The organism is Bradyrhizobium sp. CB1717, from assembly GCF_029714325.1.
Taxonomy (GTDB): Bacteria; Pseudomonadota; Alphaproteobacteria; order Rhizobiales; family Xanthobacteraceae; genus Bradyrhizobium.
Genome location: NZ_CP121666.1, coordinates 2,802,635 through 2,827,982 on the forward strand (window position 1 = coordinate 2,802,635; position 25,348 = coordinate 2,827,982).

The window sequence follows — 25,348 nt, forward strand, 5'->3', positions numbered from 1 at the left end:
GGCGTGACCCCTTACGCCAGGCAGCGGAACAGGAGCGCAGGATCGCGGTCGGGATCGATACGCAACCTGATCCCGCCCCACTCGATGCGGCACTGTTCGCCGGTGAGGAGGTTTTCGAGTGCCGTCACATGGTGTCGCTGTCCATCGGCGTCAACAGTGACGTCGCCGAGCGGCAGCCAGAATTCGCGCGCATGGCGCGAGAGCGCAATCACGACGACGACGGTGTTGGCGGGATCGGCCGCCTCCTTGGCGAAGGCGATCGTCTCGCCGTCCTCGATGCCGAGGAAGCGCAAGGCCGCAGTCTGCTGAAGCGCTGCGTTGTCGTTGCGGATGCGGTTGAGCGCGGCGATGTAGGGCTTGATGTTGCCGGGCGCGTTCCAGTCGCGCGTCTTGATCTGATACTTCTCGGAATCGAGATATTCCTCGTGGCCGGGAATCGCCTCGTGCTCCAGCAGCTCGAAGCCGCCAAAGATCCCGTAATTGCCCGATAGCGTCGCGGCCAGCGCGAGCCGTGATTTGAATATCCAGGGCTCGCCGCTCTGGAGATGATAGGGCAAGAGGTCGGCGGTGTTGACGAACAGGTTCGCCCGATAGAAGTCCCGCTCGGGATAGCCGGTCAGCTCGCCGAGATACTGCTCGAGCTCCCACTTCGCCGTGCGCCATGGGAAATAGCTGAAGGACTGCGCGAAGCCGAGCTTGGCAAGGCCCTTCATCAGCTTCGGCCGTGCAAAGGTCTTGGAGAACAGGATCACCTCGGGATGCCGGCGGCGGATGTCGCCGATGAGCCATTCCCAGAACGGAAGCGGCGCGGTGTCGTGATTGTCGATCGCGAAGATGGTGACACCATGGTCGATCCAGAACAGCATGGCGTCGCGGAACGCATTCCACAGCCTGGTGCGATCGACGCAGCCGAAATCGGGGATGACGATGTCCGAATAGGGCCCCTCCGCGGTCCGCACCGAGCGGTCCGGCCGCCATTTGAACCATTCCGGATGCTGGGTCAGCCAGGGATGGTCCGACGAGCACTGCACGGCGAAGTCCAGCGCAAGCTCGAGCCCGTACTCGAGGCATGTGGCGACCAGCGCGCGGAAGTTTTCGATCGTGCCGAGCTCGGGATGCAGCGCATCGTGCCCGCCCTCTGCGGCGCCGATCGCATAGGGCGAGCCGGGATCGCCCTCGCTCGCCACCGGCGCGTCGTTGCGGCCCTTGCGGTGAGTGTGGCCGATCGGGTGGATCGGCGTGAAGTAGAGCACGTCAAAACCCATCGCGGCGATATCGGGCACGCGCGCAATGCAGTCGCGCAGCGTGCCGTGCCGGCCCGGGGCCTCGCCCTGGCTGCGCGGCATCATCTGGTACCAGGTGCCGAAGCGCGCTCTGTCGCGGTCGACGATCAGCGGGAAGAGCGGCGAGCGCGTCAGGTCGGGCCGCGACTGGCTCTCGGCCATGGCTTCGCCAAGCTCGGTCGCCAGCAGCGGGGTGACGTCGCCGGTCTGGAGATAATCCTCGCATTGCCTGATGATGAGCGCTGCGGCGTCCTGCCGCGCGCCATGTGCCTTGGTCAGCAGTCCGGCGCCCTCGATCGCATCGAGGCTGACATCGGCCCCGGTGCGCCGTTTTCGCGCGACGGCGTGCGACCAGGTCGCGAACGCGTCGGTCCAGGCTTCGATCGCGTAGACAAATTGGCCGGGCTCAGCGGGCGTGAACGCGCCGGACCAGCGGTCATTGCCGTGAGGGGTCATCGGCTCGCTCCGCCATTCGCGGTCCTGCTCTCCTCGCCAGATCAGCGCGGCACTGATCACGGCGTCGCCATCGCGGTAGATGTCGGCCCAGACCTCGACGCGTTCGCCCGCGATCCGCTTCACGGCGAAACGGCCGCCGTCGATCAAGGGATAGACGTCTTCGATGAGGAAAGCGCTGCCGGCTGCGGCACTCTCGACAGTTTGAATTGTCTTGTTCACGGTGATGCCATTGACAAGAAAGCAGGAGCCCGTTTCCCTTGTCGGGAACCCACGCTTGGTACCATTATAGAAAGCCGCTTGTGTGTCATTGGTTCCCTGGGGAACGGCAAGCGCAGTTTGCGAGTTACCCCTGACTAACCTCTTCCGCGACCTAGTTAAAATCCCTGCCCTTGGCCAAACCATGGCCTGCAAGCTGCGTGCCGAATGGATCTTTTAGCTCAAGCCCGGATCAAGGGCGTTCAGTCCGAATTCATTGACGCCCTCGGCAAGCTGCGGGTCACCGCGCCCGAGGCGCTCAAATCCATCCTCGATGCCCTGCCAGAGAAGCGGGTCTACCGCTTCGTCAGCGGGCCGGTCGTGGTGCGCGCCCTGGGACATCCGCGCACTGAACTGGCGGCAACCGGGACGCCGCCGCTGCAATGGAAGATCACCGGGAACGGCAATGTGATCGCGCAGGGCGAGACGCGCGAGCCGGTCATCGCCTGGCCCGCCGGCCTGCAGCTCGGCTATCACCGCCTGACGCTGACCGATGCCGGGGGCGCGACCGAAGACGTGCCGATGATCGTGGCGCCCGAGCGCGCCTTCGGCGGCGATTTCGATCGCGGTTGGCTGCTCGCCGTGCAGCTCTACAGCGTTCGCTCCGACCGCAACTGGGGCATCGGCGATTTCACCGACCTCGCCGGTCTGGTCCGGCTCGCCAAGCAACTCGGCGCCGACGGCGTCGGCCTCAATCCGCTGCACGTGTTGTTCGACGATCAGCCGGCCGATTGCAGCCCCTATTCGCCGAACAGCCGGCTGTTCCTCAATCCGCTCTATATCGACGTCGAGGCGATCCCGGAATTTTCCGCCGATCTCGTCCCCGATGCGGCCGCGACCGCCGCGCGGCTGCGTGAAGGCGACCGCGTGCCCTATGCCGACATGGCGGCCCTGAAATGGCTGGCCTTGCGCGCCGCCTTCAACAGCTTCGTGACGAGCGCGAGCGCGGCACGCCGCAAGGAGTTCGACGCCTTCCGCGTCGCCCGTGCGCCGCTGTTGTCCCGCTTTGCCTGCTTCGAGGTGCTGCGGCATCGCTTCAACCGGCCATGGTGGGAATGGCCGTCTGAATGGCAACAGCCGGACGAAGCCAAATGCGCCGAATTGCGCGATGGTGCCGACAAGCGCGATGTCGAGTTCGTCGAATTCGTGCAATGGACGGCCGACAGCCAATTGCATGCCGCCAAGGAGCTGGCCGGCCAGCTCGGCATGCGCGTCGGGCTCTATCTCGACGTCGCCGTCGGCGTGCAGTCCAACGGCTTCGATGCCTGGAACGAGCAGACCGCGATTTCCCGCCACCTCGCCGTTGGCGCCCCGCCCGACGTGCTCAACACCATCGGCCAGGACTGGGGTCTCGCCGGCTTCAATGCCGGCGGCCTGGAGGCGCAATCCTTCGTGCCGTTCGCCCACATGCTGGCGGCCTCGATGCGCCACGCCGGCGCCATCAGGCTTGACCACGTGCTCGGCTTGAAGCGGCTTTATCTGGTGCCGCGCGGCTTCAAGCCGGACAACGGCGCCTATGTGCAGATGCCGTTCGAGGCGCTGCTCGCCGCGGTGGTGCGCGAGAGCGCGGCCCACAAATGCATCGTGATCGGCGAAGACCTCGGTACCGTGCCGGAAGGCTTTCGCGAGACCATGCAGGATTTCGGCATCTGGTCCTATCTCGTCATGATGTTCGAGCGCGACGATAGCGGCCATTTCCGCAATATCGATCACTACCGGCCCAACGCGCTGGTGACGCTGAACACGCATGATTTGTGCACCTATGCGGGCTGGCGTTCCTTCAGTGATCTCAAGATGAAGCGCTCGCTCGGGCTCGATCCCGGCGAGAACGACCAGGCCCGCTGGGATGCGCTCGGTGCGCTCGACGAGATTTTGCGGCAGAACGGCATCAATGCCAACGACCTCTATTCGGTGCTCGCCTTCCTGTCGCGCACGCCCTCGCGCCTGCTTGCGGTGTCCATGGAAGATCTGCTCGGCGTGATCGACCAGCCCAACATTCCCGGCACGATCGACGAGCATCCGAACTGGCGTCAGCGCCTTCCGGTCGCGCTCGACAAGATCGCCTCGAAGGTCGATCTCACGGCCTTGCGAGCGGCAACGCGGGAACGTTCCCTGACCGGCGGGAGTTGAACAGCCGGGGCTTCCCAGGCTCGTACGACATTGACGCAGAGGATCGAGGACTATGCGCTGATCGGCGACTGCGAGACCGCGGCGCTGGTCGGGCGCAACGGCTCGATCGACTGGCTGTGCTGGCCGGCCTTCGATTCCGATGCCTGCTTTGCCGCGATCCTCGGCAACCGCAAGAATGGCCGCTGGCTGGTTGCGCCAAGCGAGGACGTCACCGCGATCTCGCGCCGCTATCTCGGCAATACCCTCATCCTTGAAACGCGGTTCGAGACCAAAAGCGGCACGGTCGCGTTGATCGACTTCATGCCGCCGCGCGGCAAGGCGTCCGACATCGTGCGTCTGGTCCGCGGCGTCGGCGGCACCGTCAAGATGCGAATGGAGCTCATCATCCGCTTCGGCTTCGGGGTGGACATCCCCTGGGTGCGGCGGATCGATCATTCCTTGCTTGCGGTCGCCGGCCAGGACATGACGGTGCTGCGCACGCCGGTCGAGACCCGCGGCGAGGATCTGACCACGGTGTCAGACTTCGAGGCGAGGGCAGGCGAGACCATTCCCTTCGTGCTGACCTACGGTCCCTCGCATCTCGAGCCGCCCGGGCCGATCGATCCTGAGGTCGCGCTTAAGGAGACCGAGAGTTTCTGGCAGGATTGGTGCAGCCGTTGCACCCGCGACGGCGAATATCACGACCTGATCGTGCGCTCGCTGATCACGCTGAAGGCGCTGACCTTCGCCCCCACCGGCGGCATCGTCGCCGCGCCGACGACGTCGCTGCCGGAGAAGCTCGGCGGCGGCAGGAATTGGGACTACCGCTTCTGCTGGCTGCGCGATGCCACCTTCACGCTGCTGGCGCTGATGAACTCGGGCTACACCGAGGAAGCTTCGGCTTGGCACAATTGGCTGCTGCGCGCGGCCGCCGGCTCGCCGTCCAACATGCAGATCATGTACGGCATCTGGGGCCAGCGGCGGCTGCTGGAATGGGAAGCAGCCTGGCTCGCCGGTTATGAGGGCGCGCGGCCGGTCCGTGTCGGCAATGCCGCGCATGCGCAGCTCCAGCTCGACGTCTACGGCGAGCTGATCGACGCCTTCCACCAGTCGCGCATGGCCAAGCTGAAGCTCGACGAGGAGAGCTGGGCACTGGAATGCAACGTGCTCAACCATCTCGCCGAAGTCTGGGATCGGCCCGACCACGGCATCTGGGAGCGGCGCGGGCAGCCCCGGCACTACGTCTTCTCGAAGGTCATGACCTGGGTCGCCTTCGACCGCGGCGTCAAGAGCGCCGAGACGTTTGGCTTCAAGGCGCCGCTGCTGCATTGGCGCACCTTGCGCGAAGCCATTCATTGCGACGTGTGCAACAACGGATTCGATGCTGAAGAAAACGCTTTCGTCGAGTCCTACGGCTCAAAACTGCTCGATGCGAGCGTGCTACTGTTGCCCGCCGTCGGCTTCCTGCCGGCGGAAGACCCGCGCATCCGCGGCACCATCGCGGCCGTTGAGAAGTGCCTGATGCGCGATGGTTTCGTGCTGCGGCACGATCCGCGCGAAGTGCCCGCGGGCCAGCCGCCGCTCGAAGGCGCGTTCCTCGCCTGCAGCCTGTGGCTGGCTGACGCCTATGTGCTGTCGGGCGATCTCGACAAGGCACAGGTCTTGTTCGATCGCGTGGTTGGCGTTGCGAACGATGTCGGGCTACTCGCCGAAGAATACGACTCCGCGGCCCAGCGCCAGACCGGCAACTTCCCGCAGGCGCTGACCCACATCGCACTGATCAACACGGCGCATAATCTGTCGGCGGCGAGGCAGAGAAGCGAGAAGCCGGCGATGCAGCGGTCGAAGTAAGGGGGGCAGCGCTCTCACTGTTCCCTCCCCCCTTGCGGGGGAGGGGCAGGGAGGGGGCCACACGGGGATTCTCTCCGTCGCGCCCCCCTTGGTGCGTCGTCAACAACCGGCACATTTTCCTGGGCCACCCCTCTCCCTAGCCCTCCCCCGCAAGGGGGGAGGGAACGCACCTCCGTTGGGGCGCTAGTCGAGTCTCGTTCTAACAGGCCTCAGCCCACCCCATTCCGCTTCAAGATCATCTCCATCGCCTCGGCAAAACCGTCCTGCTCGTTGCTCCCTGTGACGTGGGTCGCCTCGTCCTTGACGTTGTCGGCGGCATTGCCCATCGCGATCGAGGTGCCGCTGACGCGGAACATCGGGAGGTCATTCTGCATGTCGCCGATGGTGGCGACGGCGTCGGTCGAGATGTCGAGGCGCCTGGCCATGGCCTCGACGAAGGTGCCCTTGTTGAAGCCGGGCGGCGTGATGTCGAGATAATAGGTCTGCGAGCGCACGGCGGTGGCCGCGCTGCCGAGCGCCTCCTGCATCGCCTTCTCGCACGCGGCGAGCCCGGCCGCATCGGCGCTGGCGCCGACGATCTTGCAGGCGCTCGAAAGATACGGCGAGAAATCCGTGATGATGGTCGGATCGGAGCGGATCGTATGCTGCTCGTGCGCGACGTATTTACCGCTTGGATTGTCGATCAGCCATTTGTCGGTGGTGAACAGCCAGATGTCGGCGCCGTAGTCGCGGAGGATCTGCAAAGAGCGCTCGGCGGCGCCCGGCGGAATCAGGTGCTGCTCGACCGGCCGCATCTCGGGATCGACGATCGAGGAGCCGTTGAACGGGCCGACCGGCAACCACAGCGCCAGCGGCTCGATCAGGAAACGCATGCCGATCGCGGGACGGCTGGAAGTGATGGTGAACCCGATGCCGGCCTGGTGCAGCCGCTGCACTGCGCTCCGCGCGCGCTCGGTCAGCGTCTTGTCCTTGGTCAGCAGCGTGCCGTCGACGTCGGAGACCACGAGTGAGATAGGAGTCATGGCAGAACCTTGGGTATTGCCGCGCCCAGCTTCAATTGCCGCACGATGCCGTCCACGATCGCCTCGACGGTCTCGTCGATCGAGACGGTGAGGACGTGCTCGCCCGCTTCCGGCGGCTCCAGCGTGTCGAACTGGCTCGTCAGCAGCCCTGGCGGCATGAAATGGCCCTTGCGCTGCGCGAGCCGCTCGGCGATCAGCTCTTTCGTCCCCTTCAGGAAGATGAAGCGGACGTCATCGCGTCCGCGCAGCAGCACGTCGCGATAGGTATGCTTCAACGCCGAGCAGGCGATGATGACATGTTCGCCGCGTCCACACACCCGCTCGATCTCGTCGGCGATGGCGTTGAGCCAGGGCCAGCGGTCCTCGTCGGTGAGGGGATGTCCGGCCCGCATCTTTTCGACGTTGCTGGCGGGGTGGAAGCTGTCGCCGTCCTCAAAGCGCCAGCCGAGCCGCTCGCCGAGCGCCCCTGCAACCGTGCTCTTGCCCGAACCCGACACGCCCATCACGATCAACGCACAAGGTGCTTCAACGCGGCCCACGAATTTCCTCCGGAAGCGCGGCCCTGTCGACCAGCCAGACGGTCTCACCATTCGAGCGCGCGCGTAAGGCCGGCAGATTCTCGCCATTGAGGAGGCGCGTCAAGATCGGCTGCTTGTCGTGCCCGGCTATCTCGAACAGCATTTCGCGGCAGGAGGCCAGAGCGGGCAGGGTGAGCGAGACCCGCGGCACGAAGGGCGCGACGTTCGCCTTGGGAACGCCGACGACCCAGCGCCGGGTCTCCTCAATCTCGGGAAAGCCGGGAAACAGCGAGGCGGTGTGGCCGTCCGGGCCTGCACCCATCAGGACCAGGTCGAACAGCGGCCGCGCCGGATCGAGCTGGTCTGCGCCATAGAAGGCCTGCAGCTCGCGCGCATAGGCCTCTGCGCCGGCATCGGGATTCCCGGCCGTGGTCGGGATGGGATGGATATGGCCGGCAGGCGCATTGCGATCGAGAAATGCCGCCCGCGCCACCGCCATGTTGTTGAGAGGATCGCTTTCAGGCACGAACCGCTCGTCGCCGATGAACCAGTGCACGCGGTCCCACGGGATTTTGTCGCGCCAGGCGTCGCTGCCGAGCAATTGATAGAGCCTTTTCGGGCTGGATCCGCCGGTGAGGCAGATCGCGATACGCCCGGGATTGGCGCCGATCCGCGCCATCACCCGTTCGGCTGCGGCCTGCGCCAGCGCCTCGGCATCGGCTGCGACGATCAGCTTCGGCTGTCCGGCCGCAATCACGAAAATTTCCGCCAGCTTCGCCCGTCGCGCCGGAGCAGCTCGTCGGCGCAGGCGGGGCCGTCGCTGCCGGCTTCATAGGTCTCGATGCCGTTGGTGCCCTCGCTTTTCCAGGCATCCAGGAACGGCTGCACGGCCTGCCATCCGGCCTCGATGCCGTCGGCGCGCTGGAACAGGATGTTGTCGCCAATCATGCAGTCGTAGATCAGCGTCTCGTAGCCGGTCGAGGGATCGGCCCGGAAATAGTCGCCGTAGCGGAACTTCATCTCGACGCCGTCGATGGTGATGCTCGGTCCCGGGATCTTCGCGTTGAACTGCAGCTCGATGGTCTCGGTCGGCGCGATGCCGATGGTGAGGAAGTTCTGCGACAGGCGGTCGACGTCCGTGCCCGAAAACATCGACAGCGGCGCCTGCTTGAACTTGATCGCGACTTCGGTGCGCTTGTGACCCAGCGCCTTGCCGGTGCGCAGGTAAAAGGGGACGCCGGCCCAGCGCCAATTGTCGATCATCAGCTTGAGTGCGACAAAGGTCTCGGTGGTGCTGTCGGGCTTGACGTCCTCGGTCTTGCGGTAGTCCGTGATCGCATCGTCGCCGACGCGGCCGGCGAGATATTGCGCGCGCACCGAATTCTTCAGCGCCTCTTCCCGGCTTGGCTGCTGGATCGATGTGAGGACATCGGCCTTCTCGGAGCGCACGGAATGTGCGTCGAAGCGTGCGGGGGGCTCCATCGCCACAAGCGACATCAGCTGGAACAGATGGTTCGGCACCATGTCGCGCAGCGCGCCGGTGGCGTCGTAGAAGCCGCCGCGATGGCCGACGCCGAGCTTCTCCTCCACGGTGATCTGGATGTGGTCGATGTGGTTGCGATTCCAGATCGGCTCGAACATGCCGTTGGCAAAGCGCAGCACCAGGATGTTCTGCACCGTCTCCTTGCCGAGGTAATGATCGATCCGGTAGATCTGGTGCTCGTCCATGATCTTGAGCAGTTCGCCGTTCAGCGCACGGGCCGAGGCGAGATCGGTGCCGAACGGCTTCTCGATCACGAGGCGCCGCCAGGCGCCGTTCTCCTTCATCATGCCGGTGCGGCCGAGCTCGCGGGCGGTCGGCGCGAACGCGGCGGGCGGCGTTGCCAGATAGAACAGCCGGTTGCCGCCGGTGTCCTGCGCGCATTCCAGCGAATCCAGATGCTCGCGCAAGCGGTCGAAGGATGGGGGATCCTTCGGATCAGCCTCGACGAAGGTCACGCATTCCAGCAGCTTCTTTGCGATGTCGTCGTCCACAGGACGGGTCGCGAACTGATGCAGTCCCTTCAGCAGGCTGTCGCGCAGCTCGTCATCCGACTGGCCCCTGCGGGCCACGCCGACGACGCAGAATTTTTCCGGCAGCAGGTGCTCCGCTGCCAGATTGTAGAGCGACGGCATCACCAGGCGATGGGTGAGATCACCGGTGACGCCGAAGATGACGAAGGCGCAGTTTTCCGGCTTGCGCTTGGCTTGCGGGTCTTTTGTCACGAATTGTCGGCCTTCGCTTGTCTACTTGTTACTTCGGTTTCGAAGCGCCCGGCTGCTTCGGCTCCTTGTGGCCGCCGAAACCCGCGCGCATGGCGGAGAGAATTTTTTCGGCGAAGGTGTGTTCCTTGCGGGAACGGAAACGTGTGTAGAGCGCCGCGGTCAGGACTTCGGCCGGCACGGCCTCGTCGATCGCGGCATTCACGGTCCAGCGTCCTTCGCCGGAATCCTCCACGAAGCCCGAATACTCCGACAGAAGCGGGCTGTCGGCGAGCGCGGTCGAGGTGAGGTCGAGCAACCAGGATGGAATCACGCTGCCGCGCCGCCACACTTCGGCGATGTCGGCGAGATCGAAATCATAGCGATGATCCGCCGGCAGGGCGTCGATATTGGCGTTCTTGAGAATGTCGAAACCTTCGGCATAGGCCTGCATCAGGCCGTATTCGATGCCGTTGTGGATCATCTTGACGAAGTGCCCGGCGCCGACGGGGCCGGCATGGATGTAGCCCTGCTCGATGCGGGGATCGCGCCCCTCGCGTCCTTCGGTGCGCGGAATGTCACCGGCGCCGGGCGCGAGCGCAGCGAAGATCGGATCGAGCCGGTCGACCACGGCCTTCTCGCCGCCGATCATCATGCAGTAGCCGCGGTCGAGGCCCCACACGCCGCCCGACGTGCCGACGTCGACATAGTGGATGCCGCGCGCCTTCAGCGCCTTGCCGCGGCGGACGTCGTCCTGCCAGAAGGTGTTGCCGCCGTCGATGATGACGTCGCCCTCCTGCATCACGCCCGCGATGGTGTCGATCGTCGTCTCGGTGATGCGCCCCGCGGGCAGCATCACCCAGGCCGTGCGCGGACGCTCGAGTTTGGAGATGAACTCTTCCAGAGTCGCCGAGCCGACTGCGCCGTCTGCCGCAAGGCCCGCGACGGCCTTGGCGTCCTTGTCGTAGACCACGGTCGAATGTCCCTGGCGCATCAAGCGGCGAACGATGTTGCCGCCCATCCGGCCGAGGCCGATCATGCCGAGTTGCATGTGAAAGATTCCCTTAATTCAGTGCGTCGTTGAGCGCCGCGTTGAGCGCCGCGAGACCTTTCTTGAGCCCGCCCTTCAGGTGGACACGCAGTGCGCGCCGCCCGCGCTCGGTGAGCACGTCGAAATCGCCGCGCGCCTGCGCCGCCTTGATCACGCCGAAGCTCGCCTTCTGGCCCGGCACCGCCAGGTCCTTGGCGTCGTCGGCGGTGATCTGGAGGAACACGCCGCTGTCGGGCCCGCCCTTATAGGCCTGCCCCGTGGAGTGCAGGAAGCGCGGGCCGAACTCGGCACAGGTCGCGACATGCCGCTTCTCGCGCACCTCGATCCGCATCGCCTGCAGGGCATCGATGGTGGCCTTGTCGCGCGCGATGTAGCCGAGCAGGGCGACGTAGTCGCCCTCGCCCGAGCGCGACAGATGCGCCTTCAGCCAGGAGGTGAGGTCGCCATTGGCGCCGGCGGCGCGCAGCGCCGTGGCGTTGGCCTCGTCGGTGTAGAGATCGGCTTCCTTGGTGCTGACCACCGGCTCTTCTGCCGGCAGCTTGCCGGTCTTCTCGAACGACGCCGTGAGCTCGCGGGTCTTGATCTTGGCCGCTTCCACGTCGGGCTGGTCGAACGGGTTGATGCCGAGGATCGAGCCCGCCACCGCCGTCGCCAGCTCGAAGCGGAAGAACTCCTGGCCGAGATGGTCGATCGACTTCATGACGATGCGCACCACGGGATGGCCGGCCGCTTCGATCGCGGCAAGCTGGGAGTCGTGTGCAGCGTCAGCTTCGCCGTCGATGCGGATGTCGATGAAGAAGCGATCATTGCCGTAGACCGAAGGATCGCCCAGCGGCTCGCCGTCGATCGGGATCAGACCCTTGCCCTCCTTGCCGGTCGATTCCGCGATCAGCTGCTCGGCCCAGGCGCCGAAATCGGCGATCTTCTTCGAAGACAGGATCGTCACCTTGTCGCGGCCTTCGAGCGCGGCCAATCCCATGGCAAGGCCGAGCTGCACGCCCGGGTTTTCGGACGGCGGCACGTCCGGCCCGCAGGAGCGGGCCATGGAGAGCGCGTGCTTGACGAAGGTCTTGACGTCGATGCCGGCAGTTGCCGCCGGCACCAGACCGAACGGCGAGAGCACCGAATAGCGCCCGCCGATCGAGGGCTCGCCATGGAAGATGCGGGCATAGTTCAGCGTCTTCGCCGCCTTCTCCAGCGACGAGCCGGGATCGGTCACCGCGATGAAACGATGGCCGGTCATCACCTTCGGCCCGACCGCCTTGGCAACTTGATCATGGAAATAATCCTTCATCGCGTTCGGCTCGGTGGTGCCGCCGGACTTGCTGGAGACGATGAACACGGTGTTGGCGATGTCGATCTTGTCTTCCATCGCCCGCACCTGCGCGGGATCGGTGGAGTCAAGCACGTGCAGCTTGGGGAAGCCCGGCTTCTTGCCAAAGGTCTCGGCCAGCACCTCGGGTCCGAGGCTCGATCCGCCCATGCCGAGCACGACGGCGTCGGAGAATTTCTGGCCCTTCACGCGGCCCGCATAATCCTCGTAGTCGGCAACGTCCGCCTTGGCGGCGCTGTCGAGCCAGCCGAGCCATTTGTCCTCGTCGGTGCCGGTCCAGACCGATTTGTCGCGCTGCCAGAGCCTGCGGATTTTTGCCGAGGCACGCCATTCCTCGGTGCTCTTGGCGACAGCCTTGCCGAGGCCGTCGCCGAGCGAAAGCTGCTGGCGATCGAGCGCCGGCCCGAGCACGGTGGCGCGCTTGTGGGCGACCGCGCCGTAGAGCTTGTCGGCGGCATCCGCAAACAGCTTGACACCGTCCCTGACCAGCTCCTCGGTGATCGCATCCAGCGAGATGCCGGAGCGCTCCAGCTCCTCCAGCACGCGCCTTGCGTCCTCGACATTCTCTTCCAGGCTGTCGCGCGGCTTGCCGTGGTCGCGGAACGCATCCAGCGTTGCCGGCGGCACGGTGTTGATGGTGTCGGGGCCGATCAGTTCCTCGACATAGAGGACGTCGCTATAGTCCTTGTTCTTGGTGCCGGTTGACGCCCACAGCATGCGCTGCGGCTTGGCGCCCTTGGCGGCGAGCTTCTCCCAGCGCGGACCCGAGAACAGGCGCTTGTAATCCTGGTAGGCGACTTTGGCATTGGCGATTGCGACCTTGCCTTTCAGCGCGGCGAGCCGCTCCTTCTCGGACGGATCGTTGGCGCGCGCGATCTTCTCGTCGAGCTGCTTGTCGACCACCGAGTCGATGCGGCTGACGAAGAAGCTCGCCACGCTGGCCACGTGCGACGGATCGCCGCCGCCGGCGACGTATTTTTCGAGACCCGCCAGATAGGCCTCCGCCACCTCGAGATAGACCGCCTTGGAGAACAGCAGGGTGATGTTGATGCTGATGCCGTCGCCGATCAGCGTCTCGATCGCCGGCAGGCCCTCGGGCGTCGCCGGCACCTTCACCATCAGGTTCTTGCGGCCAACATCCTTCCACAGCCGCCGTGCCTCAGCGACGGTGCCGGCGGTGTCCATCGCCAGATAGGGCGAGACTTCCAGGCTGACATAGCCGTCACCGCCTTTGAGGCGGTCATAGACCGGGCGCAGCACGTCGGCGGCATTCTGGATGTCCTCGACCGCGACGGCCTCGAACAGGTCGGCCACGGTCCGGTCGCCGCGCTTCAGCGCCTTGCCGATCGGGGCGTCGTATTCGTCCGAACTGCCGATCGCCTTCTCGAAGATCGACGGGTTCGAGGTGACGCCCTTGACGCCATCGGTGTCGATCAGCCGCTTCAGGTCGCCCTTGGCGATGAAACCGCGGGCCAGGAAGTCCAGCCAGACGGCCTGTCCGTGCTTTTCCAGTTCTTTGACGGGATTCATGATGCTTATTTATCTCCAAGCCTGCGGGCGAGGGGTTCCCGCGCCGGTCCTGACGCGCTATCCTCTAGCTTACATGCACCCGGGAGGGAACCAATCAAGGGTCTGAGCGTCATACTCTCAGTGTAACTCCGTCGCGATCATGGCGATCCAGGCGGCAGTGGCTGTGTTGCGTAAAAAGTCGTTGGCCGGAAAGGTTCGGCCGAGGTCTCGTTGCGTAACGTCTGTCGGCCGCTGCACAGCGTGTCGTCAGCAGATTCCGGTCTGCCCGATCGTTGGTGAACCGGTCGCGAATGGCCATGCTGGGGGAAAGCATGCAAGTACATCCTGACGGCCCTCCGCCCGCCGTCTCCGACAGCCCGCAATCGAACACGCCGACCGTGCGTATCGATGTGCCCTACGATCTCGAAATCAATCAATGCGCCACGCGCTTGCGACTGCTGGTCGCGGCGGGGTTCGCGATGATCCTGTTCAGCGCCAGCCTCGCCTTCGACTGGTGGGACAGCCTCGGCGATTACGACACGACGGTCGGCTATACCGGCGTTGCGGTATTCGGCCTGATCACCGGCTGGCTGATCTGGCTCCTTCCCGGCGAACGTGGACCGGTGGTGATCGTCACCCCCTACGGCATCCGCGATCTCCGCATCGGCAATGAATTTCTGCTGTGGGAGTCGATTGCGGAGATTTCGGCCGAGGAGCGCCGCGGGCACAGATTGATCGTGCTGACGCCGACGCCGGCGTTGCAGCGGCAGCTCTCCTCTATTCGCGGCAGGAGGCGGGCGACATTGCGCGGCGCGCGGGACGATCGGATCGCCATTTCCACCGAGGGACTGGCGACCGATTTTGATACATTGCTGCGCGCTTGCCGCGAGTGCCATGCCGCCAGCGATGCACGCACCGCATTGCGGCGAGACCGCGATCAAGGCACGCAAGGCTCGGGTGCACAAGGCTCCGGTGCACAAGGCTTGGCCGCACAAGCGTCATAAAGCTGCCGCCGGCTGACGCCTATGCTGCACCGCCGGATGAGCCGATCCCCGGTAACGCCCGGATGTGGCGGCCGAGTGACATTTGCTGGAAATGAGCGAAGATATACATAGATTCGCATAAAGAACAGGCAGGTGCCTGTTCGTAACTCACCCGGTTGCCTACGTTGTGCGTTGCGTCGAGTCGGCCCCCGGGTGTCCAATGATCGTCATGTGCTCACGCTGATTCGAGACGCGGCCTGAGGAACGGTCCGGTAACTGCTTTCGTTTCAGCTTGTAGCGGAACTCACGCGGAGAGGGATCATGTACAACGATTCTCTATTCAACGCTTTCGCTCGGTCGTTCGAGGCGAGAAGCCAGCACGACATGTCGATGGCGGAATATCTGGAATCGTGTCGAAGCGATCCCATGAAATACGCAAACGCGGCCGAGCGACTGCTAGCAGCGATCGGCGATCCGCAGACGATTGACACGGCCAAGGACCCACGCCTTGGCCGTATTTTTTTGAACCGCACCATCCGCACCTATCCGGCCTTCGCCGGCTTCTACGGCATGGAAGAAACCATCGAGCGTATCGTCGGTTTCTTCCGGCACGCGGCGCAGGGCTTAGAGGAGCGCAAGCAGATCCTCTATCTGCTCGGTCCGGTCGGCGGCGGCAAATCCTCGCTCGCCGAACGACTCAAGTCGCTGATGGAAGTGCAGCCGATCTACGTGCTCAAGGCCGGCGACGAACTCTCGCCCGTGTTCGAAAGCCCGCTCAGCCTGTTCGATCCCGATCATCTCGGGCCGATGCTGGAGGAGAAATACGGCATTCCGCGCCGCCGTCTCACCGGCCTGATGAGCCCGTGGTGCTACAAGCGGCTGGAAGCCTTCGGCGGCGATATCTCGCAATTCCGCGTCGCCAAGATCCAGCCGTCGCGGCTGCGCCAGATCGCGGTCTCCAAGACCGAGCCTGGTGACGAGAACAACCAGGACATCTCGTCGCTGGTCGGCAAGGTCGACATCCGCAAGCTCGAGACCTACGCGCAGAACGATCCCGACGCCTACAGCTATTCCGGCGGCCTCAATCGCGCCAACCAGGGCATCCTTGAATTCGTCGAGATGTTCAAGGCGCCGATCAAGATGCTGCACCCGCTGCTCACCGCAACGCAGGAAGGCAACTACATCGGCACCGAGAACATCGGCGCGATCCCGTTCACCGGAGTCATTCTCGCGCACTCCAACGAGGCGGAGTGGGCGAGCTTCAAGGCCAACAAGAACAACGAGGCCTTCATCGACCGCATCTGCGTGATCAAGGTGCCGTATGTCCTGCGGTTCACCGAGGAGCAGAAAATCTACGAGAAGCTGATCCAGGGCTCCGAGCTCGCCTCTGCGCCCTGCGCGCCGGCGACGCTGGAGACGATGGCGCGGTTCTCGGTGATGTCGCGCCTGCGCAAGCACGAGAATTCCACGGTGTTCGCCAAGATGCGGGTTTATGACGGCGAAAGCCTGAAGGAATCCGATCCGAAGGCGCGCAGCGTCCAGGAATATCGCGATGCTGCCGGCGTCGACGAGGGCATGGACGGCGTCTCCACCCGTTTTGCCTTCAAGATCCTGGCCGCGACCTTCAACCACGATCCGCAGGAGGTCGCCGCCGACGCCGTGCACCTGATGTACGCGCTGGAGCAGTCGATCCGCCGTGAGCAGCTCCCCGAGGAAACCGAAAAGCGCTACCTTGAATTCATCAAGGCGGAGCTTGCGCCGCGCTATGCCGAGTTCATCGGAAACGAGATCCAGAAGGCTTATCTCGAATCCTACTCGGATTACGGCCAGAACCTGTTCGACCGCTACGTCGACTACGCCGATGCCTGGATCGAGGACCAGGACTTCAAGGATCCCGACACCGGACAACTCCTTGATCGCGATCTCTTGAACCAGGAGCTGACCAAGATCGAGAAACCGGCCGGCATCGCCAATCCGAAGGACTTCCGGAACGAGGTGGTCAAGTTCTCGTTACGGGCCAGGGCCCAGAATAGCGGCAAAAATCCGACCTGGACCTCCTACGAGAAGATTCGCGATGTGATCGAAAAGCGGATATTCTCTCAGGTCGAGGACCTGCTTCCGGTCATCTCCTTCGGGTCGAAAAAGGACGGCGAGACGGAGAAGAAGCACGGCGAGTTCGTCGCACGCATGGTGGAGCGCGGCTACACCGAGCGTCAGGTTCGCCGGCTCGTCGAATGGTACATGCGCGTGAAGCAGGCCGGTTGAGGCGGATGAGAAAGTGGCCATTCACATTATTGACAGGCGCCTGAATCCAGGCGGCAAGAGTCTTGAGAACCGTCAGCGGTTCTTGCGTCGGGCCAAATCCCTGGTGCAGGGCGCCGTCAAGAAGACCTCGCAGGAACGAGACATCAAGGACGTCCTGGAGGGTGGTGAGGTCACGATCCCGCTCGACGGCATGCACGAGCCGCGTTTCCGCCGCGAAGGCGGAACGCGCGACATGGTGCTGCCCGGGAACAAGAAGTTTGTCGAGGGCGACTATCTGCAGCGCTCCGGCCAGGGCAGCGCCAAGGATTCCGGTCCCGGCGAAGGCGACAGCGAGGACGCCTTCCGCTTCGTGCTGTCCCGTGACGAATTCGTCGATCTCTTCCTCGACGACCTCGAGCTGCCGGATCTCGCCAAGCGCAAGATCGCGCAGACCGAGAGCGAGGGCATCCAGCGCGCCGGCTACACCACGTCGGGCTCGCCCGCCAACATCTCGGTGAGCCGCACGGTGAAGCTCGCGCTGGCGCGCCGCATCGCGCTCAAGCGTCCCCGCAAGGAGGAGATCGAGGAGCTGGAAGCCGCGATCGCCGCCTGCACCGACGAGGACGAGCGTACCGAGCTCATCGCCCAGCTCGAAGCGCTGAAAGCGAAGTCCAAGCGCATTCCGTTCATCGATCCGCTCGACATCCGCTACCGCCGCTTCGAGATGGTGCCGAAGCCCGTCGCGCAGGCCGTGATGTTCTGCCTGATGGACGTCTCCGGCTCGATGTCCGAGCACATGAAGGACCTCGCCAAGCGCTTCTACATGCTGCTCTACGTGTTCCTGAAGCGCCGCTACAAGCATGTCGAGATCGTCTTCATCCGTCACACCGACCGCGCCGAAGAAGTGGACGAGCAGACCTTCTTCTACGGCCCGGCCTCGGGCGGCACGCTGGTCTCCAGCGCGCTGCAGGCGATGCACGAGATCGTGCGCGAGCGTTTCAATCCCTCGGACTGGAACATCTACGCCGCGCAGGCCTCCGACGGCGACAATTCCTATTCCGACGGCGAGCTCACGGGGCTGCTGCTGACCGACAAGATCCTGCCGGTCTGCCAGTTCTTTGCCTATCTCGAGGTCGGGGAATCCGGCGGCAGCGCCTTCGATCTCTCCGACTCCTCGCTCTGGACCCTCTACGAGCGCCTGCGCAACAGCGGCGCACCGCTCTCGATGCGCAAGGTCTCCGAGCGCAGCGAGATCTTCCCGGTGTTCCACGACCTGTTCCAGCGCCGCGACACTGCTCAGGAGAAAGCCGCTCCATGACGGAACGTTTGTTCGAAGGCGCGGATTGGGATTTTCGCACCTTGCAGCGTATCACCGATGCCTGCGAAGAGGTGGCGTTGAAGGATCTCGGGCTCGACGTCTATCCGAACCAGATCGAGGTCATCACCGCCGAGCAGATGCTGGACGCCTATTCGTCGGTCGGCATGCCCTTGTTCTACAAGCACTGGTCCTTCGGCAAGCATTTCGCCTTCCACGAGGCCTCTTATCGCAAGGGCCTGATGGGCCTCGCCTATGAGATCGTGATCAACTCCTCGCCCTGCATCTCCTATCTGATGGAGGAGAACACGGCGACGATGCAGACGCTGGTGATCGCGCACGCCGCCTTCGGCCACAACCATTTCTTCAAGAACAACTATCTGTTCAAGCAGTGGACCGACGCCGACGGCATCCTGGACTATCTCGACTTCGCCAAGAACTACGTCATGCAATGCGAGGAGCGCTACGGCCGCACCGAGGTCGAGCGCACGCTCGACGCCGCGCATGCGCTGATGTCGCACGGCATCGACCGCTATCCCGGCAAGAAGAAGCTGGATCTGCGCGCCGAGGAGAAGCGGGCAGGGCGCAGGCGCCAGCACGAGGAAGAGGTCTTCAACGATCTCTGGCGCACCGTGCCTGCCGGCAAGAGCAAGAGCCGTTCGACGCTCAGCATCGAGCGGCGCCGCAAGCTGCTCGGCCTGCCGCAGGAGAACCTGCTCTATTTTCTGGAGAAGAGCGCGCCGCGCCTAGCGCCCTGGCAGCGCGAGCTGCTGCGGATCGTCCGCCACATCGCGCAATATTTCTATCCGCAGAGCCAGACCAAGGTGATGAACGAGGGGACGGCGACTTACGTCCACTATCGCATCATGACCCAGCTGCACCAGCAGGGGCGCATCACCGACGGCAACTTCCTCGAATTCCTGGGATCGCACACCAACGTGGTGTTCCAGCCCGAATTCGACGATCCGCGCTTCTCGGGCTTCAACCCCTATGCGCTCGGCTTCGCAATGATGCAGGACATCGAGCGCATCGTCACCAGTCCGGAAGACGAGGACCGCGAATGGTTCCCCGACATCGCCGGCAAGAACGACGTGATGGGCGTGCTGCGCGACGTCTGGGCCAACTACCGCGACGAGAGCTTCATCGGCCAGTTCCTGAGCCCGAAGTTGATGCGGCACTTCCGCATGTTCCATCTCCACGACGATCCCGAGGAGCGCGCCGGCATCCGCGTCGATGCCATCCACGACGAGCGCGGCTTCCGCCGCGTGCGGCGCGAATTGGCGCGGCAGCACGATGTCGGCTACATCGACGCCAATATCGAGGTGGTCGACGTCGATCTCTCCGGCGACCGCCGCCTGATCCTGCATCATCGCGTCATCAAGGGCTCGCAGCTCAACGAGACCGACACCAAGCGCGTGCTGCAGCACCTGGCCGATCTCTGGACCTACGACGTCGCGCTGATCGAGGTCGACGCCAACGACAAGGTTTTGCGCGAATATGTAGTGAGCCCGCGTCCGATCCCGGCGGCGGTGGCCTGAGGGGGGAACAACACAGCGAGATGCGTGTCGACGTGCCCTCTCCCCTTGCGGGAGAGGGCAGCGATGCAGGTAGATGCAAGCTCACTGGGGGCGAGGGGTATCTCTCCGCAATTTCCCGTGTCGATAGAGACCCCTCATCCGGCGCTTCGCGCCACCTTCTCCCACAAGGGGAGAAGGAAGGAATTCGAAGCTGCATAACGGTTGATCTACGCCGGCTGCTTCCTGGCCGGCTTCTTCCTGGACGCATTCAGCTCCACCGCCGCGCGGATCAGCGCCTTCAACGCCTTCTCGTTGATCTTGTCGCCCTCGCGAATATCGATCGCGCGGCGCACATTGCCGTCGAGGCTGGAGTTGAACAGGCCCGCGGGATCGTCCAGCGCCGCGCCCTTGGCAAAAGTCAGCTTCACCACTTCCTTGTAGGTCTCGCCGGTGCAGATGATGCCGTCGTGCTCCCACACGGGAACGCCGCGCCATTTCCATTCCTCGACGACGTCAGGGACGGCCTGCTTGATCAGGCCGCGGATCCGCGCCAGCATCTCGCCGCGCCAGTCGCCGAGCTCCCTGATGCGGCCGTCGATCAATTTGGAGGGCGAGGCGCCATCCGTCTTCGTCGCGCTGCTCTTCTTTGCGGTCACGGCCTTCTTCATGATCACGCCTCTTGCCGCGCGCCGTCGCGGTGGCCGAGATAAGGCAGCGCGAACAGATACAGCCCGGTCGCCAGCAACGGAATGAGTGGTACGAGTGCAAGCAGGCCGATCCAGACGGCCTGGAGTTGCATGGTCATGGCGACGATGTTGGCGATGACCGCGACCGTGAACGCCATCGACAGCCAGCGATGAATCTGCCGAATCCATATGTGCGTGCTCATTGGGATCTCCTTTGGAAAATGTATGGAAGAGACGCCGGCGAGCTACTCAGCCCGCGCCAGCAGTTCGTCCAGCTTGGCGAAAAACTGCTTCCAGCCGGCATGCGCGCCGCCATAGGCCTGCTTCTGCGTCGGGCTGAAGCCCGCCTGCTCGACGCGCAGATGCGTGCCCGCGCCCGTCGGCGTCAGCGTGAAGGTCACGACGCTCTTCAAATCGAACGCCGCGTCCTCATGCGAGAAATTCCAGGTATAGGCGAGCGTCTTCTGCGGCTCGATGGTCAGCACCTCGCAGTCCAGCACGCCGCCCCATTCGCCGCGCAGGTTGAAGCGGTGACCGACCTGGGGCTTGAAGTCGTTCTTCATCAGCCATTCCTCGATCAGATGCGGCTGCGTCAGCGCGCGCCAGAGCCGCTCGGCCGGGAAGGCGAACTCGCGCTCGACGACGACGGATCGTGTTTCGGTCATTGGTCCATCCTCTTCAGGAGATCATCGAGAGCGTCGAGCCGGTTCTGCCAGAAGCCGGTCATCTGGCTGGTCCAGTCGACCAGTGGGTTGAGCGCGCCGGGTTGCGCGCTGTAGTGCGTCTGGCGTCCCTCGTGGCGGTCGCGCACCAGGCCCGCCTGCTTCAGCGCGCCCAGATGTTTCGAGACCGCCGGCTGGGAAACGCCGGAGCGTAGCGTCAGTGCCCCGACCGTCTGCTCGCCCTCGCGGCACAGCCGCTCGAAGATCGCCCGCCGGGTCGGATCGGCAAGCGTCCTGAACAGGAGGTCGTGGGCGGCAGACACGGTTGATCCATAACTCGGAGGTTATGGGTTTATTCATAACCGCAGGGTTATAGATAAGTCAAGGGGGGTTGGAGGGAAATGGCTATCGCTCGCGCAACTCCTCCGCCGTCATTGCGAGCGTAGCGAAGCAATCCAGAATCCCACCTCGGAGACAGTCTGGATTGCTTCGTCGCAAGAGCTCCTCGCAATGACGGTGGATGCGGTGACGCCTCCCGCAACGCTAGGGCCGCAAATACAGATACCCCTGTGACTGCAGCTCGGCCAACCTGACCACGCCGCCCTTCTCCGCGCTGACGAAGCCGGGGAGCAGATCCGTCAGCGTGACGTTCTGCGCCTTCATGGTGTTGCCGCAGGCGGCGAGCTCGACGCCATCCCTGGAGAATTCGCCGACGCGCTTGCTGATGTCGGGGTTGGCCTGTGCCGAGTGAAACGCTTTCAGCGCCGGCCCGTGGATCACCAGCGCGATCGTCACGTTCGCCGGTCCACCAACGCCGTCGATGTGGTTCTGGATGTTGCCGAGCACGAAATTGACCTTCTCGGCGTCGCTGAGGTGATAGACGACTTTCAGCTTGTTCGACGGTGGAGCCTCGGTCGCGGCCTTCGCGCGGGAGGCGCCCAGCGCCGCACCCAATGCCGACACGGCGCTCCACAGGATGTTACGGCGGTTCATGGCAGTCTCCCTGGATTGCCTGATTTTGCCGGACACATATCACTTGTGGCGCAGTGCCGCGAGTTCCTTGCGGTCGGTCACGAGCGAAGCGCATTCGCTTGCGTCGGTGCGATCGAGACGGAAGATCCCGTCGTCGGCGCCGGCGACCAGCGATCGCTCGGCATCGTCGTCCGGCTTGTTGTTCTGCCAGACCCTGACCCGCGCGAGGCGCACGATCGCCGACTTGTCGTCCTTGGAGAGCGCAACGCCGATGCCGCCGCCCTCGCAGTCGACGCCGCAGCCCAGGCGGGTTTCGGTGCCGTCCTTGGTGAACACGGCGTGGTTACAGGAGCCGCTGGAATCGAAATCGCCGCTGCGGTGGCGATACCTGAAGCCGAGGCGGAACGAGTTGTGGAGCTGCTTGTCCTCCTTGTCGACCTCCGCCGAGATCAGCAGCTTCATCGACGCGACCTTCTGCTTCGGGTGCCGCGCCAGATGCTCGGCGTCGTAACGGCGGACGAAGCAGGCATAGGCCTTGTCGCCGGGCCTGCCCGCATACATGCGCGCGTTGAAGGTGTCGGCCTCGGCCTTGGTGGCCTCACGGATGTCGTCGGCCTCCTCGGCCCGGGCGGCGCCGACGAAGCCGGCAAGGACAAGCGGAAGGATGAGGGCAAGCTTCATGATCGCACCGGGGCGTGTGAACCGTCGTCCATCCGCAACGCGCGGGGTGGCAGCCGGCTGGCATTTAGTCGCGGGCGGAAAGTCCTGCGTTCAAGTGTTCCTGGCCGCCCGCCTTGCGGGCAGCCTCACGCAAGGTTCCCGCTTTAACAATTTGGAAGGAGGGGCGCTGGTAAACCCCTGGTTGTTGCAGATGACTGGTGGCGGTCAGAATGTCCGTAACTCAGAGCTTGCCCAACCTTGCGATCGGCTATTCCCTTCCGCGGCTGTTCTGGTTGCTGGGAGCCGGCCTGTTGGCGACGCTGCTGTGCGGCGCGCTCGCATTCAGCTGGCACTATGGCAAGGACATCGCCACGATCCAGATCGCGCTCAGCTATTTCGGCGTCGTGTTTTTCGGCCTGGCCACCTGCAGGACGCTCTGGACGTTGATCTCCGCCAGGGAGCCGGTCCTCTTCATCACCCGTATCGGCATTCGCGACACCAGGATCGCCGATGACACCATCTCGTGGCGATCGGTGAGGGACATATCGATCTTTCGGTATCGCAGCCAGAGGATCGTCGTTCTTCAGGTCGATCCTCTTCTCGCCGAGCGGTTCGAAGGCGGCTTTCTGAAGCGCGTCTTGTCGCTGCTGAACAAGCCCATTGGTGCGGACGGCGTGCTCGTCACGGGCGGCCTGACCGTGGACGGCGAAACGCTGTTCGAGACCTGCAAGCAATACTGGACGGCCGGACGGCTGGCCTATACTGGTCGCGCCGCAGCCGAGCCCGAGCCTGTCAGCTAGTCCCGGCCGCAGCCGAGGCGGACCGCGTTGCCTTCACGAAACACTGCGTGTTGGCAGTCGCCGCATGCGTGACGCGTTCAACTCGCTTCCACGCGCAGAGCGGAGCGAGGCGGCCTGGTTCCATGTGCGGCCTTAGTCGAACCTCAAGCCAGGAAGGTTCAATCGGCGCGGGCCTTCGTTTTTTGGGAACTCGATGCTGTCAGCCATTCGACATTGTCCCCGTTCGTCGATGTGATAGCCTTCACAGGCGATTGCTTTTGGCAGTCGTAGAGTGGGGCCGCCTCTCGTCGCGCGTGGAGTCCCCGCAATGGGCGAAATTCGCAACTTCAGATCCGGAAATCAGGACGGGCAGCCTCCACACGGCCCCATGCCTCGTCGTCTCGCGGCGATCATTGTCGGCGACATCGCTTCCTACAGTCGCATCATGCAGGCCGACGAGGAGGGAACGCATGTCCGCGTCAAGCGGATCGAGCGGGATATCATCCAGCCCAGCATCGTCGAGCATCATGGCACGCTGGTGAAGACGACGGGCGACGGCTTTATCGCCATCTTCGATAGCCCGGTCGAGGCCGTTCGATGCAGCATCGTCATCCAGCAGAATCTCATCGGCCGCAACGCCCCGCTTCCCAAGCATTCACGGCTCGAATACCGGATTGGCGTCAATCTCGGCGACGTCATCGTGGAGCCGGACGACGTCTACGGCGACGGCGTCAACATCGCCACACGCATCGAAGGCATCGCGGAGCCCGGTCAGGTCTATATCTCGGGTGCGATCTACGAGCAGATCAAGCACAAGGTCGTATGCGGCTATGAATCGCTCGGGGACCGCAAGGTCAAGAACATCACCGATCCGGTGCGCGTCTATCGCGTGCTGCCGGACGCAGACGCAGTCGGCAGGACGCGCGGCCGGCGCGAGAACATCCTGCTCTTTCTTCTGATCATGGCATTGCTGGTGATTGCCGGCTACGTGCTTTGGTACGTGCTGGTGCAGCACCGCAGCCAGGTGGGGCAACAGGCTGCCGCTCCTCCGGTCGCGGTGCCGTCAGCTTCGCCGATGCCGCAATCCGTTCCGTCGCTACCGAGCCCGGCGGTACCGGCGCCTCAAGCCGCACCCGCGGCTTCGCCGTTGCCCACAACGACGCCATCGCCCGCAGCATCGCCTTCACCATCTCCGGCATCCGCTCCATCGGTGACGGCGGTCCAAGAACCCGAGATGATCGCCATTCGCGGCGGCAGCTTCGCCATGGGAAGCAATGACGATCCGACGGAACGCCCGGTCCACCAGGTCACGATCAAGCCGTTCTCGATCGGCAAATATCCGGTGACCGTGCAGGAGTGGAACGAATGCGCCGCTGCAAAGGCGTGCTCCTTCACGGCCACCGGCAAAGACGACGCGCCCGTCAGCAATGTGAGCTGGACCGACGCGCAACAATATGTGGCGTATCTCTCCCAGGCGACGAAGAAGCCGTATCGGCTTCCGAGCGAAGCCGAATGGGAGTACGCGGCGCGCGGCGGAACGCAGAGCAAGTATTGGTGGGGTGACAAGCTTCAGCCGGGCATGGCCGGCTGCAAGGATTGCGGCAACCTCGCCAGCGAGCAGCCGGCGAAGGTCGGCAGCTTCAAGCCAAACCCGTTCGGCCTGTACGACATGGGCGGCGGGATCGACCAGTGGGTCGAGGATTGCTGGCACAAGAGCTATCAAGGCGCGCCCGGCGACGGCTCGGCATGGACCGGCGCCGACTGCTCCTCGCACGTGCTGCGCTCAGGCTCTTGGAAGAACGATTCCCGATATGTGCGGCCATCCAACCGCGATGGTTACGACACCAATGTCCGTTATCCCACGCATGGATTCCGCGTCGCGCTCAGTCCGTAAGTGCTGGA

Annotated in this window: 21 protein-coding genes; 8 read left to right on the top strand and 13 right to left on the bottom strand. The window is 64.2% G+C overall.

The features are described from left to right. Positions 1–11: 11 nt before the first annotated feature. Positions 12–1,958, bottom strand: a complete 1,947-nt coding sequence (locus QA649_RS13265; RefSeq protein ID WP_283024573.1) for a maltotransferase domain-containing protein — start codon at positions 1,956–1,958, stop codon at positions 12–14. Between the two features lie 204 nt (positions 1,959–2,162). Here QA649_RS13265 and malQ point away from each other — a divergent pair, with 204 nt between their 5' ends. Further along, the gene (gene malQ / locus QA649_RS13270; protein ID WP_283024574.1) at positions 2,163–4,124 is read left to right on the top strand and encodes a 4-alpha-glucanotransferase; all 1,962 of its coding nucleotides are present in this window, start codon (positions 2,163–2,165) and stop codon (positions 4,122–4,124) included. A 30-nt stretch (positions 4,125–4,154) separates the two neighbouring features. Then, complete coding sequence (locus QA649_RS13275) at positions 4,155–5,954, top strand: glycoside hydrolase family 15 protein (protein WP_283024575.1); 1,800 nt, start codon at positions 4,155–4,157, stop codon at positions 5,952–5,954. 209 nt (positions 5,955–6,163) lie between these two features. On the opposite strand, the gene QA649_RS13280 is transcribed toward QA649_RS13275, so the two are convergent. The 6 genes from QA649_RS13280 to QA649_RS13305 are packed head-to-tail and all read right to left on the bottom strand — an operon-like array spanning position 6,164 to position 13,649. Then, on the bottom strand, positions 6,164–6,976 hold the full coding sequence (locus QA649_RS13280; RefSeq protein WP_283024576.1) for an HAD family hydrolase: 813 nt from the start codon (positions 6,974–6,976) through the stop codon (positions 6,164–6,166). Next, positions 6,973–7,515 carry a gluconokinase gene (locus tag QA649_RS13285; protein WP_283024577.1) on the bottom strand — a complete coding sequence of 181 codons (543 nt, stop codon included), beginning with the start codon at positions 7,513–7,515 and terminating at the stop codon, positions 6,973–6,975. The genes QA649_RS13280 and QA649_RS13285 overlap by 4 nt, the downstream gene beginning before the upstream one ends. Beyond that, a complete protein-coding gene (pgl, locus tag QA649_RS13290) occupies positions 7,502–8,251 on the bottom strand; it encodes a 6-phosphogluconolactonase (RefSeq protein ID WP_283024578.1) in 750 nt (249 codons plus the stop codon). Before pgl ends, QA649_RS13285 begins: the two co-directional genes overlap by 14 nt. Beyond that, entirely contained in the window at positions 8,248–9,759 is a 1,512-nt protein-coding gene (zwf, locus tag QA649_RS13295) for a glucose-6-phosphate dehydrogenase (protein ID WP_283024579.1), read from the bottom strand. Before zwf ends, pgl begins: the two co-directional genes overlap by 4 nt. A 28-nt stretch (positions 9,760–9,787) precedes the next feature. Continuing rightward, a complete protein-coding gene (gene gnd / locus QA649_RS13300) occupies positions 9,788–10,786 on the bottom strand; it encodes a phosphogluconate dehydrogenase (NAD(+)-dependent, decarboxylating) (protein ID WP_283024580.1) in 999 nt (332 codons plus the stop codon). A 13-nt stretch (positions 10,787–10,799) separates the two neighbouring features. Next, positions 10,800–13,649, bottom strand: a complete 2,850-nt coding sequence (locus tag QA649_RS13305; RefSeq protein WP_283024581.1) for a bifunctional transaldolase/phosoglucose isomerase — start codon at positions 13,647–13,649, stop codon at positions 10,800–10,802. Between the two features lie 290 nt (positions 13,650–13,939). Here QA649_RS13305 and QA649_RS13310 point away from each other — a divergent pair, with 290 nt between their 5' ends. The 4 genes from QA649_RS13310 to QA649_RS13325 all read left to right on the top strand — a co-directional run bounded on the left by QA649_RS13310 (position 13,940) and on the right by QA649_RS13325 (position 19,708). Then, positions 13,940–14,632 carry an STM3941 family protein gene (locus QA649_RS13310; RefSeq protein ID WP_283024582.1) on the top strand — a complete coding sequence of 231 codons (693 nt, stop codon included), beginning with the start codon at positions 13,940–13,942 and terminating at the stop codon, positions 14,630–14,632. A gap of 300 nt (positions 14,633–14,932) precedes the next feature. Then, positions 14,933–16,876 carry a PrkA family serine protein kinase gene (locus QA649_RS13315; protein WP_283024583.1) on the top strand — a complete coding sequence of 648 codons (1,944 nt, stop codon included), beginning with the start codon at positions 14,933–14,935 and terminating at the stop codon, positions 16,874–16,876. Between the two features lie 19 nt (positions 16,877–16,895). Continuing rightward, entirely contained in the window at positions 16,896–18,173 is a 1,278-nt protein-coding gene (locus QA649_RS13320; RefSeq protein WP_283026024.1) for a YeaH/YhbH family protein, read from the top strand. Then, positions 18,170–19,708, top strand: coding sequence for a SpoVR family protein (locus QA649_RS13325; RefSeq protein ID WP_283024584.1), 1,539 nt, complete (start codon positions 18,170–18,172; stop codon positions 19,706–19,708). Before QA649_RS13320 ends, QA649_RS13325 begins: the two co-directional genes overlap by 4 nt. A gap of 206 nt (positions 19,709–19,914) precedes the next feature. On the opposite strand, the gene QA649_RS13330 is transcribed toward QA649_RS13325, so the two are convergent. The 6 genes from QA649_RS13330 to QA649_RS13355 all read right to left on the bottom strand — a co-directional run bounded on the left by QA649_RS13330 (position 19,915) and on the right by QA649_RS13355 (position 22,688). Then, complete coding sequence (locus QA649_RS13330) at positions 19,915–20,355, bottom strand: DUF1801 domain-containing protein (RefSeq protein ID WP_283024585.1); 441 nt, start codon at positions 20,353–20,355, stop codon at positions 19,915–19,917. A gap of 2 nt (positions 20,356–20,357) precedes the next feature. Further along, a complete protein-coding gene (locus tag QA649_RS13335) occupies positions 20,358–20,576 on the bottom strand; it encodes a hypothetical protein (RefSeq protein WP_283024586.1) in 219 nt (72 codons plus the stop codon). A gap of 42 nt (positions 20,577–20,618) precedes the next feature. Further along, positions 20,619–21,038, bottom strand: a complete 420-nt coding sequence (locus tag QA649_RS13340; RefSeq protein WP_283024587.1) for an SRPBCC domain-containing protein — start codon at positions 21,036–21,038, stop codon at positions 20,619–20,621. After that, on the bottom strand, positions 21,035–21,358 hold the full coding sequence (locus tag QA649_RS13345; protein WP_211412224.1) for a metalloregulator ArsR/SmtB family transcription factor: 324 nt from the start codon (positions 21,356–21,358) through the stop codon (positions 21,035–21,037). Before QA649_RS13345 ends, QA649_RS13340 begins: the two co-directional genes overlap by 4 nt. Before the next feature lie 220 nt (positions 21,359–21,578). Further along, positions 21,579–22,028, bottom strand: a complete 450-nt coding sequence (locus QA649_RS13350) for a DsrE family protein (RefSeq protein ID WP_283024588.1) — start codon at positions 22,026–22,028, stop codon at positions 21,579–21,581. Positions 22,029–22,067: 39 nt separating this feature from the next. After that, positions 22,068–22,688 carry a hypothetical protein gene (locus QA649_RS13355; RefSeq protein WP_283024589.1) on the bottom strand — a complete coding sequence of 207 codons (621 nt, stop codon included), beginning with the start codon at positions 22,686–22,688 and terminating at the stop codon, positions 22,068–22,070. Positions 22,689–22,897: 209 nt separating this feature from the next. Between QA649_RS13355 and QA649_RS13360 the strand changes: the two genes are divergently transcribed. Both QA649_RS13360 and QA649_RS13365 read left to right on the top strand, forming a co-directional pair. Further along, positions 22,898–23,467, top strand: a complete 570-nt coding sequence (locus QA649_RS13360; RefSeq protein ID WP_283024590.1) for an STM3941 family protein — start codon at positions 22,898–22,900, stop codon at positions 23,465–23,467. A gap of 307 nt (positions 23,468–23,774) precedes the next feature. Continuing rightward, the gene (locus QA649_RS13365; RefSeq protein WP_283024591.1) at positions 23,775–25,340 is read left to right on the top strand and encodes an SUMF1/EgtB/PvdO family nonheme iron enzyme; all 1,566 of its coding nucleotides are present in this window, start codon (positions 23,775–23,777) and stop codon (positions 25,338–25,340) included. Positions 25,341–25,348: the final 8 nt, after the last annotated feature.

What these genes read in the sequence shown, in the direction of transcription:
- QA649_RS13305 (WP_283024581.1), bottom strand. Translation starts at nt 13,649, where the DNA reads ATGAATCCCGTCAAAGAACTGGAAAAGCACGGACAGGCCGTCTGGCTG.
- QA649_RS13355 (WP_283024589.1), bottom strand. Translation starts at nt 22,688, where the DNA reads ATGAAGCTTGCCCTCATCCTTCCGCTTGTCCTTGCCGGCTTCGTCGGC.
- gnd (WP_283024580.1), bottom strand. Translation starts at nt 10,786, where the DNA reads ATGCAACTCGGCATGATCGGCCTCGGCCGGATGGGCGGCAACATCGTT.
- QA649_RS13325 (WP_283024584.1), top strand. Translation starts at nt 18,170, where the DNA reads ATGACGGAACGTTTGTTCGAAGGCGCGGATTGGGATTTTCGCACCTTG.
- QA649_RS13335 (WP_283024586.1), bottom strand. Translation starts at nt 20,576, where the DNA reads ATGAGCACGCACATATGGATTCGGCAGATTCATCGCTGGCTGTCGATG.
- QA649_RS13310 (WP_283024582.1), top strand. Translation starts at nt 13,940, where the DNA reads ATGGCCATGCTGGGGGAAAGCATGCAAGTACATCCTGACGGCCCTCCG.
- QA649_RS13365 (WP_283024591.1), top strand. Translation starts at nt 23,775, where the DNA reads ATGGGCGAAATTCGCAACTTCAGATCCGGAAATCAGGACGGGCAGCCT.
- malQ (WP_283024574.1), top strand. Translation starts at nt 2,163, where the DNA reads ATGGATCTTTTAGCTCAAGCCCGGATCAAGGGCGTTCAGTCCGAATTC.
- QA649_RS13280 (WP_283024576.1), bottom strand. Translation starts at nt 6,976, where the DNA reads ATGACTCCTATCTCACTCGTGGTCTCCGACGTCGACGGCACGCTGCTG.
- QA649_RS13340 (WP_283024587.1), bottom strand. Translation starts at nt 21,038, where the DNA reads ATGACCGAAACACGATCCGTCGTCGTCGAGCGCGAGTTCGCCTTCCCG.
- QA649_RS13360 (WP_283024590.1), top strand. Translation starts at nt 22,898, where the DNA reads ATGTCCGTAACTCAGAGCTTGCCCAACCTTGCGATCGGCTATTCCCTT.
- QA649_RS13315 (WP_283024583.1), top strand. Translation starts at nt 14,933, where the DNA reads ATGTACAACGATTCTCTATTCAACGCTTTCGCTCGGTCGTTCGAGGCG.
- QA649_RS13350 (WP_283024588.1), bottom strand. Translation starts at nt 22,028, where the DNA reads ATGAACCGCCGTAACATCCTGTGGAGCGCCGTGTCGGCATTGGGTGCG.
- QA649_RS13330 (WP_283024585.1), bottom strand. Translation starts at nt 20,355, where the DNA reads ATGAAGAAGGCCGTGACCGCAAAGAAGAGCAGCGCGACGAAGACGGAT.